The sequence below is a fragment of the Chryseobacterium sp. SIMBA_028 genome (assembly GCF_046535285.1).
Classification (GTDB): domain Bacteria; phylum Bacteroidota; class Bacteroidia; order Flavobacteriales; family Weeksellaceae; genus Chryseobacterium.
The window spans coordinates 158,298-176,363 of the sequence record NZ_JAWRWZ010000013.1; the positions used below are offsets into that span (position 1 = coordinate 158,298).

At 38.8% G+C, this 18,066-nt stretch carries 13 protein-coding genes; 7 read left to right on the forward strand and 6 right to left on the reverse strand.

Annotation, left to right across the window (positions count from 1 at the left end):
• Nucleotides 1–10: 10 nt before the first annotated feature.
• Nucleotides 11–700, reverse strand: a complete 690-nt coding sequence (locus SCA31_RS17930) for an ABC transporter ATP-binding protein (protein ID WP_332561700.1) — start codon at nt 698–700, stop codon at nt 11–13.
• A 425-nt stretch (nt 701–1,125) separates the two neighbouring features.
• Here SCA31_RS17930 and SCA31_RS17935 point away from each other — a divergent pair, with 425 nt between their 5' ends.
• From SCA31_RS17935 to SCA31_RS17955, 5 genes are all read left to right on the forward strand, one after another.
• Nucleotides 1,126–2,100, forward strand: a complete 975-nt coding sequence (locus tag SCA31_RS17935) for a ribonucleotide-diphosphate reductase subunit beta (RefSeq protein ID WP_410698383.1) — start codon at nt 1,126–1,128, stop codon at nt 2,098–2,100.
• A gap of 110 nt (nt 2,101–2,210) precedes the next feature.
• Entirely contained in the window at nt 2,211–2,501 is a 291-nt protein-coding gene (locus tag SCA31_RS17940; RefSeq protein ID WP_410698385.1) for a hypothetical protein, read from the forward strand.
• Between the two features lie 55 nt (nt 2,502–2,556).
• Complete coding sequence (locus tag SCA31_RS17945) at nt 2,557–4,215, forward strand: ribonucleoside-diphosphate reductase subunit alpha (RefSeq protein WP_410698387.1); 1,659 nt, start codon at nt 2,557–2,559, stop codon at nt 4,213–4,215.
• A 678-nt stretch (nt 4,216–4,893) separates the two neighbouring features.
• Nucleotides 4,894–5,466 carry a hypothetical protein gene (locus SCA31_RS17950; RefSeq protein WP_410698389.1) on the forward strand — a complete coding sequence of 191 codons (573 nt, stop codon included), beginning with the start codon at nt 4,894–4,896 and terminating at the stop codon, nt 5,464–5,466.
• A gap of 6 nt (nt 5,467–5,472) precedes the next feature.
• Entirely contained in the window at nt 5,473–7,041 is a 1,569-nt protein-coding gene (locus tag SCA31_RS17955; RefSeq protein ID WP_410698390.1) for a hypothetical protein, read from the forward strand.
• 114 nt (nt 7,042–7,155) lie between these two features.
• Here the strand turns inward: SCA31_RS17955 and SCA31_RS17960 are convergent, their stop codons facing one another.
• The 4 genes from SCA31_RS17960 to SCA31_RS17975 all read right to left on the reverse strand — a co-directional run bounded on the left by SCA31_RS17960 (nt 7,156) and on the right by SCA31_RS17975 (nt 13,506).
• Nucleotides 7,156–10,779, reverse strand: coding sequence for a hypothetical protein (locus tag SCA31_RS17960; protein WP_410698391.1), 3,624 nt, complete (start codon nt 10,777–10,779; stop codon nt 7,156–7,158).
• 80 nt (nt 10,780–10,859) lie between these two features.
• Nucleotides 10,860–11,474, reverse strand: coding sequence for a hypothetical protein (locus SCA31_RS17965; RefSeq protein WP_410698392.1), 615 nt, complete (start codon nt 11,472–11,474; stop codon nt 10,860–10,862).
• Nucleotides 11,475–11,923: 449 nt separating this feature from the next.
• A complete protein-coding gene (locus SCA31_RS17970) occupies nt 11,924–12,436 on the reverse strand; it encodes a hypothetical protein (RefSeq protein ID WP_410698393.1) in 513 nt (170 codons plus the stop codon).
• Between the two features lie 683 nt (nt 12,437–13,119).
• A complete protein-coding gene (locus tag SCA31_RS17975) occupies nt 13,120–13,506 on the reverse strand; it encodes a hypothetical protein (RefSeq protein WP_410698394.1) in 387 nt (128 codons plus the stop codon).
• 512 nt (nt 13,507–14,018) lie between these two features.
• Between SCA31_RS17975 and SCA31_RS17980 the strand changes: the two genes are divergently transcribed.
• Nucleotides 14,019–15,470, forward strand: coding sequence for an extracellular solute-binding protein (locus tag SCA31_RS17980; RefSeq protein ID WP_410698395.1), 1,452 nt, complete (start codon nt 14,019–14,021; stop codon nt 15,468–15,470).
• A gap of 299 nt (nt 15,471–15,769) precedes the next feature.
• A complete protein-coding gene (locus SCA31_RS17985) occupies nt 15,770–15,910 on the forward strand; it encodes a hypothetical protein (RefSeq protein WP_410698396.1) in 141 nt (46 codons plus the stop codon).
• Nucleotides 15,911–16,246: 336 nt separating this feature from the next.
• Here SCA31_RS17985 and SCA31_RS17990 read toward each other — a convergent pair.
• On the reverse strand, nt 16,247–18,066 hold a 1,820-nt coding region (locus SCA31_RS17990), incomplete at its 5' end, for a hypothetical protein (RefSeq protein WP_410698397.1).

The window sequence follows — 18,066 nt, forward strand, 5'->3', positions numbered from 1 at the left end:
TAAAATTAATCTACAGCACAATCTGCTTAATAAACTCATCACTTTCAATGATACCGTCTTTCAGTACTACATTCCTTTTGGTTTGTGCTGCCACATCAGGTTCGTGGGTTACAACAATGATTGTTTTTCCCTCATTGTTAATATCCTGAAGAAGCTTCATAATATCATGCGTCGTTTTGGAATCCAGTGCACCGGTAGGTTCATCTGCCAATACTACCTTAGGATTGGTAATCAAAGCTCTTGCAATAGCTACTCTCTGTTTCTGTCCTCCGGAAAGTTCACTGGGAAGATGATTCGCCCATTGTGCAAGTCCTACTTTTTCCAGATACTCCATCGCTTTCTGATTTCGCTCTTTTCTCGGTACATTTTGATAGTATAAAGGAAGTGCTACGTTTTCTAAAGCCGTCTTATAGCTGATCAGGTTAAAAGACTGAAAAATAAACCCTAAAAACTTACTTCTGTATTCAGCGGCTTTTACCTCAGACAGATGTTCTATAGGAACACCATCCAATTCATAGGTTCCTGAATCTTTTTCATCCAGAATACCAATAATATTAAGAAGAGTGGACTTTCCGGAACCGGAACTTCCCATGATAGAAACAAACTCGCCCTCTGAAATATTCAGATTAATTCCTTTCAGAACATGAAGCTTGCTTTTTCCTGTATCGTATGACTTGTGTAAATCCTGAATTACTAACATTAAGTGATGTATGTTTTATACCCAATAAGTAGATGATATTTTCAAATTGTTACAAGATTGAAAATTTATTCAAATATTTTTTTGTTTAATTGATTAATCCTTTGTTTAAAACAAATTACATAAAACTGTTTAACTGTAACTCAAGTTTTCCATCTATTTATCCCCCGTATACCTGTCTAAGCTATTATCCGTGCCTGTTTCATGTAAATGTGGAAAACTTTTACAGCTAAAAGTCAGCCTATTAGTATTTACCCCTTTCAAAATCAGTTCTTTTTTTCGAACTTTGTACTTAGTTCTTTACAAGAAATATTGAATTGCCCCCGTGAATAAATTTTATTCACAATAAGCAGACAAACAAAAAGTTAGGTATTTCCTGAACGTTATCCACAGAGATCTAAATTATTTAAATTATAAAGATATTTAATATGGGAATTTTTGATAAAAGAGTAAGTTATAAGCCATTTGAATACCCGGAGGTTCTTCAATTTGTAGAGGCAATCAACAAATCGTTCTGGGTACATTCGGAAGTGGACTTTACTGCAGATGTTCAGGATTTTCATTCGCAGTTGGAACCACATGAAAAGCATGCTGTAAAAAATGCGCTTTTAGCCATTGCACAGATCGAGGTGTCTGTAAAGACATTCTGGGGAAATTTATACAACCACCTTCCAAAACCGGAGTTCAATGGATTAGGATCTACTTTTGCAGAATGCGAGTTCCGTCATTCTGAAGCATATTCCCGTTTATTAGAGGTATTAGGATATAATGATGAATTCCTTAGCGTAATTGAAATCCCTGCTGTAAAAGGGAGAATCGAGTTTCTTGGAAATGCCTTAAAACATGCCAACTCTGCAACTCCTAAAGAATATGTTTCAGCATTATTGCTATTCAGTATTTTAGTAGAAAATGTTTCTCTTTTTTCTCAATTTGCCATCATCCTTTCTTTCACAAGGTTTAAAGGATTCATGAAGAATGTTTCCAACATCATCGCATGGACTTCTGTAGATGAGCAGATTCACGCTAATGCAGGAATCTATCTAATCAACAAGATCCGTGAAGAACAACCGGACCTTTTAACGGAAAGCGATATTGAAGATATCTATACGCTTGTAGATGAGTCTATCGAAAAAGAAGGGGATATCCTTAGCTGGATCTTCGAATTAGGGGAAATCGACAATGTATCTAAAGAAGATCTATTGAACTTCATGAAGTACCGTGTAGATGACAGCTTGAAGAAAATCAACATGAAAACAAGATACAACATCACTCCGGAACAGTACAGACCAATGGTGTGGTTCGAAGAGGAAGTTTTTGCCAATTCATTAGATGATTTCTTTGCAAAAAGACCTGTAGATTACACAAAACACGATAAGAGTATTACAGCAAACGACTTGTTTTAATGTAAAAGGCGCGAGCGAAGCGAGCGTAAAAGCAAATAGTATGAGAATGAAAGCATTCATAATACTTTAAAAACAAAATCCCAATTGACTTAATAAGCACAATATAAAAGATGATTAATGTAATCGTAAGCTATACTGTAAACCCTGAATTTGTTCCTGCAAACAAAGCCAATGTTCAAAAATTTTTGGATGATTTCAAGAATTTGGATCAATCCACATTTGAATACAAGGTTTACCTAAAGGAAGACGGTGTTACTTTTGTACATTATTCAAACTATCGTAATGAAGAAGTTCAGCATGAAGTTTTGAATGTTCCATCTTTTAAGGAATTTCAGAGATTAAGAGATGAAAGTGGACTGAACGGTTCTCACAAAGTAGAAATTTTACAACCAATAATATAAAAATACAAAATTCCGGAGTGATACCCTCATTCCGGAATTCGAAAATATAACATCTATGGAAGAGCAAAATTCAAATATATGGTGGCTCAATGAAGAGTCTGAGCAAATGCTGAACAGAGGATATCTGTTGAAAGGTGAAACGGTGGACGGAGCTATCGACAGAATCACTACTGCTGCTGCAAAAAGATTATACAAGCCAGAACTTCAGGCGGCATTCAAGGAAATGATCACTAAAGGTTGGATCAGTTTCTCTTCTCCTGTATGGGCTAATATGGGAACAGAGAGAGGTCTTCCTATCTCATGTTTCAACGCTCACATTCCGGACAGCATTGAGGGAATTACCCACAAAATGGGTGAGGTCATCATGCAAACCAAGATCGGAGGTGGTACTTCAGGATATTTTGGAGAACTAAGAAACAGAGGAACGGCTGTAACTGATAACGGAAAGTCTTCAGGAGCAGTTTCATTCATGAAGCTTTTCGATACAGCCATGGATGTTGTTTCTCAAGGTGGCGTAAGAAGAGGTGCTTTTGCTGCTTACTTAGATATTGACCACGGGGATATTGAAGAATTTTTATCAATTAAAGATATCGGTAGCCCAATTCAAAACCTATTCACAGGAGTATGTGTACCCGATTACTGGATGCAGGATATGATTGATGGTGATATGGATAAACGTAAGGTTTGGGCAAGAGTATTGGAAAGCCGTCAGCAAAAAGGTCTTCCGTATATTTTCTTCACAGACAACGTGAACAGAAATAAGCCTCAGGTTTATAAAGATTTAGGAATGACGGTAAACGCAAGTAACCTTTGTTCTGAAATCATGCTTCCCTCTACTATGGAAGAATCTTTCATCTGCTGTCTGTCTTCCATGAACCTTGAGCTGTATGATGAGTGGAAAGATACTGATGCCGTGAAATTAGCAGTATACTTCCTTGATGCTGTATTATCCGAATTTATTGATAAAACTGAAGGAAACTACTACCTGCAAGGAGCAAGAACCTTTGCTATGCGTCACAGAGCGCTTGGATTAGGTGTTTTAGGATACCACTCTTATTTACAGAAAAATATGATCCCGTTTGAAAGCTTTGAGGCTACTCAGTTCAATGCCAGAGCATTCAGACATATCAAAGAACAGGCTGAGCAGGCTTCAAGAGAGCTTGCCAACATCTATGGAGAACCAGAAGTATTGAAAGGATACGGATTAAGAAATACCACTACAATGGCTATTGCTCCTACTACTTCAAGTTCTGCAATCTTAGGACAAACTTCTCCGGGAATTGAGCCTTTCTCTTCTAACTATTATAAAGCTGGTCTTGCTAAAGGAAACTTTATGCGTAAGAATAAGTATTTAGCAAAATTATTGAAAGAAAAAGGACTGGATAATGAGGAAACATGGAGAACAATCATGCTGAACCACGGTTCTGTACAACACTTAAACGAACTTACTCCTGAAGAAAAGGCAGTATTCAAAACGTTCAAGGAAATCTCCCCAATGGAAATCATTTCCCAGGCAGCACAAAGACAACAGTACATCGATCAGGCTCAGTCTCTGAACCTTCAGATTCCTTCTACAATGCCGGTAAAAGATGTAAACTATCTATACATTGAGGCTTGGAAAAAAGGTGTGAAGACTCTTTATTATCAAAGAAGTTCTTCTGTCTCCAAAGAAATGATGGTTAATTTCGTTACCTGTTCAGCTTGTGAGGCTTAATATTCATTCATTATCAACTTCACTATAATAAAAAAGCACGCTTTTCAGCGTGCTTTTTTATTACATTTAAAATTTAACAAAATTTTAACACTCTGTTAAAAAAAATTTATTCTTCGTTAATCATTCATCAATACTGAATATATAAGCACCTCACTCCCCAAACAGTGAATCAAGTCCCTATAGCAGGCATATTTAGTTATTATTATGAAGCAATTTTATATACATTTGTTTAAAATATACCAATAAAACAACTGTTTGACAAAAATATTAATTAACAATCAGAAGAATCCTTAGCATTGAATCAATCTAAACATGGAATTCAATTTCTGAAAAGAAAATAAATTTTTGAACTAACCCATAAAAAATATAAAACTAAATATTTACAAATAAAAACACATATTCAGTTAAAATAATGCATTGAAAAACCACTCAAAAAAATACAAATTTTCAAAAAACACAATACCCTGAAAAAATAGAAAAACCCTCTAACCCCTAAAAAAAACACAAACATTCTTCTTATACAAACTCCAATGACATCTGCCAGGAATTACTTTTCCTTTTGATATTAAAAAATATCATTTAAAAAATAAAAAAACATAATTATTAGATTAAATCATTAATTTCCTATTAGCACGAAGTTTGTTAATAGATCAAAACACACAAAAAAATTATTTCGAAATGAACAAATTTATTACTTTAATTTTGGTAATGGCTTTTTGCACCATTACCGCACAGGTAGGCATTAATACTTCTTCGCCTGACCCAAGCTCCGTATTAGATGTTACAAGTACTTCTAAAGGTGTTCTTCTTCCAAGAATAAGCAACGTTTCAACGGTTACAACTCCCGCTACAGGACTGGTCATTTTTGATACCAACAAAAAATGTATCAGCCAGAACGTAGGAACTCCCGCCACTCCGGACTGGGTATGTCTTTCGCCGTACGTAGCTAAATTTTTCTACATGCCGAGCGTAGTTTTTGATACCACCACTACCGGAACAGGACAGACAAAAGATCTGTATACTCTGTACAAGAACCAGTTCTCGAATGTACCAGCGAATGCAAGAAGTGCGGCAGCACCGGCAGCGATTCCGTTTTTTCCCAATGCAGGAGATCTGTATTATTATGTAACAGGGTATGACGCCTCTGTTTTCAAAATAAACAGCATCAGTAGCGCGGGTGTACTGAATTATGATGTCTTATCAAATGCTACTTCAGCATCTTTCATCAACATCGTATTTGTTGTAAAATAAGCGGTTATGAAAAAGAATTTTAAAGGGCTATCTCTGATGAGCCTTGTTTTCACGATGCTTACAAACTTCATGTATGCACAGACGGACAGTCTTGAAGTGGCTAGTATTTATGGGTTTTATTCTTATTCAAGTTCACTGATGAATGCTTCTTCAGCATCAGAACTTACGATACAGGGAAATGCCTCACATACAGCTACCGGAGTACAGCTTACTCCGGACACTTCAGGACAGTTTGGAGGACTGTTTATCAACGGGAGATCTTTTACTTCAGTAAACGGACTTCACGTTGAGTTTGAATATGATATGAAAACCGGACTTCCGCTAAGCGGCACCTATGGAGACGGTTTATCATTTTTCCTTTATGATGGTGCGGTAACAAACCCTATCATTGGAGCTGCAGGTGCAGGACTTGGATATTCCTATAACAGAACTCAGAATACCTATTCAGCTCAAAGAAAAGCAGGTTTATCCGGCGCTTATCTGGGGATTGCGCTGGATGAGTTCGGAAATTTTAAATCCAAACGTTTTCAGGGGGACTCCAGAGTCAATGGGATTTCGGGTGTTACCTGGGGCCAGTCGACCAGCCATGTTACTTTAAGGGGGGCAAGAGGAGCTGCCCTTAATACAACAGGTTTAGGATTAGGATTTTCCGGATATCCGGTTTTGGTTACACGTTCTACTTTAAGTAATACAGGGGTGGTGGGTAGAGTCCTGCAGACAGATAGAAGCTATGCGGCTACTTCCAATACACTTTCCTCTGTATTTGATCTCAGAAACAACGGTGGAGAATTCAGAAAGGTATATCTTGACCTCATCCCCCATTTTACAAGTCCCACTACAACGGATGGATTTGATATCAAAGTGGATATGCAAACTACACAAAATGGTACGCCTGTCAATATCATCAATTATTACCATTACAAGACTTCCGTTCCCTATACTGAAAATGCCAATCCACAGACCACGGATTTCAATACTTCAGATGTGGAAGGACCTGCCACTTCCCAAACGCTGGATGCCACGGTTCCGGCTGTTCTAAAACTTGGTTTTGCAGCAGCAACAGGAGCTGCCTATCAGCAGCATATCATCCGAAATGTGAAGCTTACCCTGCCGTATGCGGCCGTGACGAATGATGATGTGGCATCTACCTGTAAATTTCAACCGGTATCTATTCCGGTTTTCAATAACGATATTGCTTACAAGGGTCCTATCAGTATTACCACACCACCGGTAGCCAGTAATACAAATATTGACTACAAAACATTCAGTTTTACCAAAAGCGGCGACACAGATTTGGTTTTGTACCGCAAAAAAGTAACTCCGCAGGGAACATGGTCGTACAATAAAGCTACAGGTATTGTGACTTTCAGCCCTTCAAACGGGTTTACAGGAACGGCAACAATGACCTATACCGTAAAAGGAAGAACGGTAAGGGATTCAAACGGAAAGATTACTGAACCCTATGGCGATACAGCCTATCGTTCGGTTCCGGCAACCATAACAGTGAATCTAAAAACTTCCGGATGTATCTATTCGGTAATCTCCAACGGAATGATCACACAGGATGTGAGATAAAAACACAAATCCAATTATAAAAAAAATAAAAACCATAGAAATTCTATGGTTTTTGTTGCATTAAACTTACTTCACAATAAGGCACTGCATTGGGTAAATAAGCACAATCATTTATTAATAATTCCTCATCGGCAATCCCGGATTCATCATACTTGGAACAAAACTTTTTACCATGATACTTTCTTCCACCACACAATAATCCGGTGATCCCGGAGCAGAATACTCTACCTTGACATGATAGGTTCCATATCCAAAACTTCTCATATCTAAAGTAGATCCTGTGGCAATTATTCCCGTGTGTGCAGGATCATTGATTTTAGACCATTTGTAGGTTGTGTAGGGATTTCCGTAGAACCCTGCTGAGCTCAGCGTATAAGAATCAGGATCATTATTTTTAAACCTTGCCTTACTCCAGTCCTGACCAGCAAATCCTGAAAAAGCACTCGGGTCATACGTTTCAAAAGTCATATTGGAGTTATTGCCTGCATCGCTGGATTTGCTTCCGAGATTCAGCAGTTGTCCTGACGCGTTGATATCTCTAACATTCGCAAAATCAAAATTAGTGGGACCTCCTTCTATATTTAAATTGGCTTTGGTTCCTGCTGCTGAGCTTTTTAAAAACAGGATAAAACACGAGTTCCCGCTGGCATACAGCTGATCGGTAACAGTTTGTGTACTGCCTGCATCAAGAGTATATGTTTTACCTGCTGTCAGGATCAGTTCTTTGATCTGATTGTCTTTGATGAAAGTTCCGTTGCCTTTAAACTCAACCCGGTTGTAGTATACTTTACCGGTCTGTGTCTTTCCTAAACTGCCTGCAGTTCCTTCATAACTTACATCATAATACGTCTGCCCGGCATAAGGATTTAAGGCAATATAAGATTGAGATAAAAAGTGAATATGTGAGGTACCCGAATTCAGGGTCAATAAAGCAGAATCTGCTGAGAAAGGACCAGAGTTAATATAAAACCCTGAACTTCCCATATTAATTGTTCTTGCGATAGTCCCATCATTACCGATATATCCTGAATATAGAGTTACTTTATAATTATTGGTATTCCATGTTCCTGCATTGTGGGTAAGACTTCCCGATATAGAAAAGTCATCCAGCAGACTGATTGACGTTTTTTCATCAAAATAAACATCCATCATACGCGCTCCGTTCGTTTTAATGCTTTTCGCCTCATTTGTATTGCGGAAATATATTTTGGAAATATTAATCGCAACACTATTCTGCCATTGGGAAGAACCGTAAATATTAAGTTCTTTGTTGTTCCCATTTAAAATACACGATGCCACGTTATCCGAAAAATTGATATCACGACAGCTCGCATTCTCAGCCAAAGTAACCGTTTTTGAAGTAGCCGTGAAACCAGAATGTTCATCAAAAAAAACATTATCTGCTGGTCCCGGTATACAGTATCCACCTGTCCCTCCACTTATTTGCGACCAATGGTATCTGTCATTCCAGTTTCCACTGCCTCCCACCCAGTACAGGTTATTAACTGAAGAAGCCGGAAAGGTCCAGCCTGTATTATTTCCACCATCAGTTGAGTGGGTTGCTGTAAACACGGCTCCTCCTGAGGCCTGAATATCTCTCACCATTACCCTTGATACATCAATGGACACTCCTGATGCCGCCACTATTTTAGCCTGTGTTCCGGTTGCGTACGAGCTTATAGATATCCATTCTCCACAGGTGGGTGCATGAGCAATAAATGAGGAGGTAATCGTCTGTGTCGAAGAAGCGCTCAACGTATATTTTTTGCCCTGAGCAAAGACCAACTCTTTCATCTGATGATCTTTGAACAAAGCTCCATTCCCTTTAAATTCTACCCGATTATAATAGACTTTACTACTTTGCAGAAATCCCAATCTCCCATTTCCATCCGCATTTTCAAAGCTTATATCATAATAGACTTGCCCAGCGGAAGGCGTAAAAGAAGGATTAAGCCCTAAAAAATGAATATGAGAAGTCCCGCAATTGAGTGTTAAAAAGGAAGTGTTCGTTGAAAATTGACCAGCGTCTCCCACTATATAAAAATCTGAACTCCCCATATTAATTATTTTTGCTTTTACCCCAGTTCCCATCCCGAAACTGTTCTCTAAAGTTACTTTGTAATTGTTGGTATTCCATGTCCCTGCAATATGGTATAAAATCTTTGTATAAAAATCATCCAGTAGGCTTATTGAAGATTCTTCTTCAAACCGTACAAAAGAATTTAAATAGACCCCATTACTTTTGATGGTTTTTGTTTCATTCGTATTCCTGTAGAAAATCTCATCTACTTTTACTTCCATTCCCGTCTGCCATTCGGAAGACCCATATATATTGAGTTTTATACTTTCTCCCTTTAAGACGGGTGCTACACCACTGCCTGAAAAAGTAACATCATGAGCATAGCTAACGGAGGATAAGGTAACTGTTTTACCAACTGTATTAAAGCCCGAATTTCCATCAAAAAAGACATTATCCCCGGGACCTGGTAAGCAAGAACCTCCGCTCCCCCCACTGGTCGCTGACCAGTGCTGTTTATCATTCCAGTCTCCATTACCACCTACCCAATATAAATTCTGCAGAGAAGAAGAAGGAAAAGTCCAGCCCGAATTATTTCCGCTATCAGTAGAATGAGCAGCGGTAAATAAAGCACCTCCTGAAGCCTGTATATCTGTTATAACGGCTCTGGAAACATCAATGGAGACCCCGGGTAAGGCCACTAGCTTAGCCCGTGTTCCCAAAGTTGAAGAACTGATGCTGATCCATTGTCCGCAATCGGAAGAAACAGTTTTAAATGATGAGGTGACCGTCTGTGTATATGAAGCAGGGAAGATATAATTTTTCCCTTCTGCAAAAATTAATTCCTTAATTTCATTATTACTCTTAAATGTTCCACCTCCCTTAAACTCTACCCGGTTATAATAAACTTTTCCGGTTTGAAAATAGCCAAGCTCACCTGTTGCCAATGGATTGTCAAAAGTCACATTATAAAAAGTCTGTCCTGCATAAGGCTGCAATCTGACATTAGAACCTGATAAATGAATATGGGAGGTCCCGGCGTTGAGCGTTAGTAAAGATGAATCTGAATTAAACCCATAAAAATTTTCTGCTATAAAGAAATCTGAACTTCCCATATTCAACGTTCTTGGTTTTGTTCCGGAATTTCCAGAATATCCAAGATTTGCAGTCACCTTATAATTATTGGTATTCCATGTTCCTGCGTTATGTCTTAAATATCTTGAAACTGAGAAATCATCTGAAAGACTGACCGAAGTTTCTTCTTCCAGGTTAACATCACCACCAAATGAAACTCCATTACTTTTGATCGTTTTAGGAATATTGGTGTTCCGATAATAAACAGAAGATACATTCACTATCATCCCGAGCTGCCACTCAGAAGAACCATAAATATTAAGTTCTGTACCAGACCCTGATAAAATGGGAGCTATTCCACTTTCCGAAAAAATAATATTATGGCAGTTGGCCACTACATTCACAGTAACCGTTTTACTGGACGCTGTAAACCCGGAATTGGCATCAAAGAAAACATCATCCGTAGGTCCGGGTACTACCGAAGGGATACCGCTTCCTCCGGATGCAGTTCTCCAGTGGCCGATGTCGCTCCAGTTTCCGCTTCCGCCTACCCAATAATAATTGGCTGCCATTCCTTTTACAGAACATAAAAAGAACAGCAGCAGGAAACAGATATATTTGAATTTGTGTTTTTGTATTGTCATCATTTCTAATTTTTGGATAAAAGCTTAGGCTTTCATAATCCTGTTCAATTAATTATGGATTAAATGTCTTTTTTCCTCCGGTTTTATTTGACCAGAAAAACAACATTCATATACGTGGGCTTACTGGTATCTGCGGTACTTAAGACGTCATAGGTCAGTTTTCCGGCAGCATCTATTCTTACATTGCTGAAGATGGTATCGTCAAACCAGGTTACATAATATTCCATTTCATCCACGGCATAGACCGGAATACTGCCAGGTGATCCTGTACTGCTTGCCATAGGGGTGGCAAATTGTCCCGTATAATTAGCATACAGGTCAACAGATCCTGAAGCCACGGAAGTATCAATAGGCAGGGAAGGAGAATAGAAAAACCTCGGGGCATTGATCAGGACAGGTTCCCATTTGTCGGTGGCATCTTTCCAGTACCAATAGCCTATTCCTGTAATATCTTTGGTGGCTGCCGTAGAAGCAGAGGTACTGTATACCAGTGTTCCGGATTTTAATCCTGTGATATTCATCGCTTCAATATCGTTTCCGGACAGCTGTGGAAATGCGATTCCTGCTTTACCTCCGGAAACATATCCTGACTGCAGCGTTACATCTAAAGTGGCCTGTGGATTGGGGGTATGAACTCCAACCTGCGCAAGGCTAAATCCTGAGATCAGTAGTACAAGAGAAATAATTGTTTTTTTCATTAGTTTAGAATTTTAACGGAATAAACAAAATCAATGTCATCCATTATGTGTTTATTTTTCAGATGATGTTTCAGCCATTTTAATGGACCGCAAAACTAACCTGATATCATGAAGTATACAAGAATAAGGCTGTTATTATTCGCGAATAATAACAGCCTTTACAACAACGCAAAACATTATAAACAAGACAAATACATCAATAAACTCCACTTTCAGCCCTCAATAAAAACAACCCTATAAATCCCTATTATTTTGTTTTCATTTCACTGATTTTTAGTAAGAAATTAAAGAATCTATTTTTAATTTTTTTACTATTCCCATTTTATTTTTCAGGAATCTGTGATGACTGAAGTTCTTCATTTTTCTGCTGCTTATTTTTTTTCCATAGGGATGAACTGAGAAAAAAAGAGGTGAATTTTGAATTTCCAGATTACTATATTCTATCTTACCTATGCTATGAATTTTAAAAAGTCACTGTAAATTTTAGAGATATTCTCCTGGTGCTCTTTTTTGCAGGCCTGCATCAGTTTTTTGAGGAACTCCGGATAATGCATATCAACGAGCAGCTCAGCCAGTCTTCTGTACACTTTTTCGTCTTTTCTGATCAGGTATCTGTTCAGCAATCTGTCCAATGCATCTTTTATAAGTTGTCTTTTCCCCAAGAAATGGGATGAATACCTTATCAATACGGATCTTGCTATCTCCCTGTTCTCCTTATTGCCATCCACGGTAATATCTATAATATCCGGAATGATCCTGATCAGCTCGACATCCTCCAGTTCCATTTCATCATTTTTTAAAAACCGAAGGGCAGTGGTCTGTTCAGATAATGTTCCTAAAGCCAGCAGGATAATGACCATAAAATCATCTCCTCTTCTGATATTGTATCTGCTGACTAAAAGAGATTCTTCTGCTTCTCTTAAGCTACTCCATTCGTCGCTGAGAATATTCAGTATATTCATGTTTTTTCCTTTTAGTGTGTTCTATCGATTATCTTGTTAATGATAAGCCATTAACCGGGTGCGAAACTAACCTGCACCCCATCAACTCACAATAAAGACGCTGTCACTATTCCGAATAATGACAGCCTTTTTGATATAATCCAGGCTTATAGAAACAGCTTAAATTATTAAAAAGTGCTCTGTACACCACTCCAGACCCTTTCGAAGCCCCTCCAGGGAGCTTACCAACCACCTCCTACCCTTTCCCAAACGGTCTCAAGGCTGTTCTGAAGACCCTACAGCCCGTTCATTAAGGGGCTATCCCCCCTTATCTCCCCCCTCTCCCCCCTTAGGTAACCGTCTCGAGAGGGTCTTCCGAACCCCCTCGAGACGGTTACCTAACGGGGTATAGGGACTTTGAAACGGGGTATTGGTTTTTCACTCAGAATAAGGGCATAAAAAATCTGCTTTCTTATACGAAAGCAGATTTTTTATGCTATACTATAGTCTGTAGTGCCTGTCTATTTTCTAAGGTATTCTTTTTGTTTTCTTAGCTTTTCCATAGTGATCAGATACAATTATTTTGATCGGAATCTTTAGAATGCTGAACAGAGATTGTTTAAAGTTCTTCCACTTTTAATCGTATCCTTCTCAATTTCAAATTATAAAAAATATTTATTTCGATATCTTTCACCATCCTCCATCTAATAAAGTTCAGCAGTACATTGTGCAAGTGGGTAGCTTCGGCCATCTGAAAGCATGATTTCATCTTCTATTATTTTCCCGGTCAGTAAGCCCAGCTGCCTGGCCCCCTGCTCAATCTGCTTTCTCCAGCCCTTAATATCTCCCCGATAGGACAATGCATGTAAGAGTTCTCCGGAGGGAAGACATAGCCTGCAATTCTCTGTTAAAGCACCTCCTGCTTTCGGAATGGGTGGGTCTATCTGTTCAGTAAGTCTTTCAAATAAACCTTTGTCTTCCAACAAGTCTTGTTTACTAAGGAACTCCCCGGTTCCATCATCTGAAACATATCGAAACTCTTTCCACTCAAAAGGAGTCATGCCTGGAATTTTTCTTTCATTACTATTCATCATCAATTATTTTTAAACTTGCATTAGATTATTCTAATGAGGGATATTAATAATGTATGGCTATGTAGTTTTTCTTTAGCACTTGTCATCTACCACATGAGGTTCTTCAATTTCTTTGATCAAGATTTTTTGCTTAGGGGTAAAACTAATCCTCCCCAAAAAAACTCACAATAAAAAGACTGTCACTATTCGGAATGTAGACACCACTTTTCTCGTTCCCGGAAAAAAACATTTCTGATTGTGAATGATTTAAAGTCAGCCAATATCAATTTATCTCGACATTACATTGATTAAATTAAGTTAAACTATTTATTCAATTGATACATTTCATTACAAATCAATATCTTATTAATAATTTAATTTAAATCAAATTAATAGATATTTTACTATATAAGATATTGAAATAAAGCATAAATTATTATTCCACACGCAATAAAAAAAGCCATACATTGATAAAGTAATATTTTATACATCGGTATAAAATGTCCATTTTAACAACCAAAACACTTAACATGTACAAGATCTTATTTCGTCTTGGGGTAGACTTTCCAGGAAAAGTTTACGCCCGTCTTCTCAATGGTATGGATTCTAAAGAGAAAGGTTTAACAGATTCTTCACCTATTTCCGAAAATGCTTCCGGTATAGTCTCCGAAAAAAGTTTTTTCCCAGTCCCACCTCTGCGTTTCGGTATTCTTGCCGCCAGTCTTTCGGTCCTGTCGGTAAGTATTTCATGCAGCAGCCGGGATACCGTGACTGCAAACACTCTCGACCCAGCACTAATGGCCTCTGCAAAAGGAGAAGTGGTCTATTGCCCTTTGCCGCTGCTGGCCTCTGTAATCGAGCAAATGGATCAGCCCCTGATTGATCAGTTCAACGCACAAAACAATGGTGTTCACATTACCGTCAAACCTTTTTCCTATACGGGAGACATGGATGATGCCTACGACAAAAGTCTGGATGCCAAAGACTGTTCCTGTGATATTATTACTCCGTTTTATGCCATCTATAAATTATCCGGAAAAGAACAAATCCTTGATTTATCTCCTTATATAGCAACACGTAATGATGAATTTTTCAGTTCTATTATAAATTCTGTTTCTCTGAATAAAAAAGTACTGGCTATCCCGATCAGGGCAGATGCCATGATGTTCTATTACCGTCCGGCTATTTTTGAGAATACCAGTCAGTTTTCAAACTGGCAGAACCTTTATACTCATGCAGCTTCTCATTCCAATTTTGTGTATAATGCAGGCGGTGTGGGGCTAACGGCCAATGTGATCAGCCTTTTGTATCAGGCTGGCGGAGCACTCATCAGTGCGGATGGGAAAGCCTCAACATTCCAGTCTCCTCAGGCTCACGATGTGCTTAATTTTCTGGTGAGTGGGGTCCAGAACCAGGTCATCCCTTCTCAGGCCCTTACGTTTACGAACAATGTGGGTGCCTCCGATTTTTTCGCTAAAAACCCATCAACAGGCGGCCTGGCAGATTGGTCGGCTTCCAAATTCCGGATCGATACAGAAGTCTCTTCCACAAAGGACAGTTATAAGATTGTCCCGTTACCGGTCTGGGCCGGAAAGGAAGGCCAGGACCCTACGGGGCTGATCGGTTCCAATTTTCTGTCGATCAATGCCTACTCAAAGAATCCAAATGCTGCCTTAAAGGTGATCGACTACCTCAGCAGTGCAGCAGCAGCCCGCCACCGGGCACTGTCAGCCGGAACAGGCCCCGCCATTAAAAGTGTCTACGATGATCCTGCCGTCCGTGAAAAAATCCCTTATCTTGATATTCTGTACAGCTCATTGCTTCATGGCAAGGCCAGACCCAATACTTCTGCTTATACAGAAATAGACACCGTCATTTCAACGTATGCAACGCAGGCACTTGCAGGGACCATTACCGTAGATCAGGCTGTTGACCAGATTGATAAAGGGATCACCAAGGCGCTTCAAAAATATAATCATTAACCTGAATTCTGGGTAAGAAAATTAATCGTATGCAAATGGAAGCGGGAGATTAGAAACGATTGCTATCCCTGTCAAGGTTTAAAACCTTGACGGGGATATTTATTTTCATCATTATTTTTTATCATCCCTGTATCGTTACTTCCCGAAACCGTTATCTAACTATCTGTTCTATTTTTTTGCGGCTGATCATGCTGTACATCAATTCACTCCAAATATGTTGAGCCTTTTGTCATCATCATACTACGGAAAACTATAATTGCTGTATTTGGATTATTTGTATCTTGAAAAAAAATATCAATATGTACTACAAAGTGATTTCAAATCCAATTCTGGAGTCTTTAGAAAAAGAAGTTAATGAATACATTATTAAAGGCTGGAGACCTCAGGGCGGGATACTTATTGCCGCTGGTGGATATTACCAGGCAATAGCTAAGGTATGATAAAAACAATCCCCACTTATTAGGTGGGGATTGTTTTTATCATGGGTACAATTATATGTAATGAGTATTCAACCCCTTTTTTATTTTCTACGTTGTTTATAAATAAATATAATCATTACCCTGAATTCTGGGTAAGAAAATTAATCGTATGCAAATGGAAGCAGGAAATTAGAAACAACGGTGATCATTGTCACTATCCGCGGATCCTATCAGGCTCTATAAAACCATGAGTACCAATAATTTTCATCAAATTATCCTCAAAAATAATGACCGTAAGAATATCTTACGGTCATTAATTGGTCCACAGGATCTGATGAGATCCATATGATTTTATTTCTAATAATTCCTGATCGGTAATCCCGGATTGATCATACTCGGAATACAGCTCCCTACGATGACACTTTCTTCCAGGGTACAGCTTTCACCAGGTCCTGCTGTAGAATAGATTACTTTCAGATGATAGGTACCCAGGCCATAAGGTCTCATATCCAGAGCATCTGCTGTAGAAATAATGCCGGTATGGGCAGGATCATTCAGTTTGGTCCATTCATACTGTACGGTAGGATTTCCAAAGAAGCCCGCCGAACTTAAAGTATAGGATGCCGGATCTGTATTTTTGAATTGAGTACAGCTCCAGTTCTGACTTGCAAACCCTGAAAAGAGTCCGGGATCGTATGGAGTAAAACTTATGTTGGTATTGTTCCCACCATCACTGGACTTGGCACCGAAATGCAGTGCAATTCCTGATGCATTAATATCTTTCACATTGGCAAAGTCAAAACTAGCACTTCCTGCCAGTACATTAAGAATTGCTTTGGTACCCGCCACAGAACTTACCATTTCCAGCTTGTAACATGAACTTCCGTTGGCATACAGCTGATCTGTAACTTTTTGGGTTTTACCAGCTTGTAAGGTATACTTTTTAGCTCCGGTTAAAATCAGTTCTTTAAACTGGTTATCCCCGTTCAGTATTCCATTTCCTTTCATGGTCATGATATTATAAATAACGGATCCAGTGCCGTCATATCCCACAGTTGCTGTTCCTGTATTTTCAAAACTTACATTATAATAATGCTGCCCAGCATAGGGTAAAAGCTTACGATTTCCAACACCGGTAAAATGAATATGTGAAGTTCCTGTATCCAGCGTAAGAGCAGAAGAAGCTGTTGAAAAAACCCCTGCAGGAATAACTCCTGTAATATAAAACTCTGAACTTCCCATATTCAGTTTTTTAGGTTTTACAGAATCTCCATAATAGGCATTTACAGACACTTTATGGTTATTGGTCGTTAATGTTCCTGTATCATGGTGCAGAGTTCCATTGGTAAGGAAAAGGTCATCCAGCAGACTCACTGATGTTTCTTCTTCAAAGTATACATTATCAGCACTTACTGCAACACTGTTACTGGTTATTGTTTTTGGGGTATTGGTATTACGGTAATACATATATACACTACTTATTTCCATACCGGCCTGCCACATGGAAGATCCATAGATATTAATAGGATTAGCAGTAGTTAAACTTTTAAAAACAGGAGGTACTGTACTTCCTGAGAAGGTAATATTCCTCATATTGGCTGGGACATTCACGGTAATGGTTTTACTGGCTGAAGTAAAGCCTGAGCCTGCATCAACAAAAACATCATCTTTAGGTCCCGGCACACAATACCCGCCTGATCCACCGCTGGTCTGGGACCAATGGATTCTGTCATTCCAGTTTCCGCTGCCCCCTACCCAATACATTGTTTTACTGGCAGCTGCAGGAAACGCCCATCCCGTATTATTTCCGTCATCTGTAGATTCTAAAGCAGAAAAGGAAGCGCCTCCGGAAGATTCAATATCCTTAATGATCACTCCGGAAACATCAATAGTAACACCAGCCCCTGCAATAAGCTTTGCCTTAGTACCCGCTGTGGATGAATTGATGGTGATACGGTTACCACAATCCGGAATATGCGCTGTTAGTTTTGTGGTTATTGTTTGAGTACCACCACTGTCTAGGCTATAGGTTTGACCTTCGGCTAAAATCAATTCTTTGATCTCATTGTCTGTAACCAGTTTACCACTTACTTTAAATATTACACGATTGTAATAGACCTTTGCGCTTTGAGTACCTCCAAAAACAGCATTATATGCGGCTTCAAAACTTACGTTAT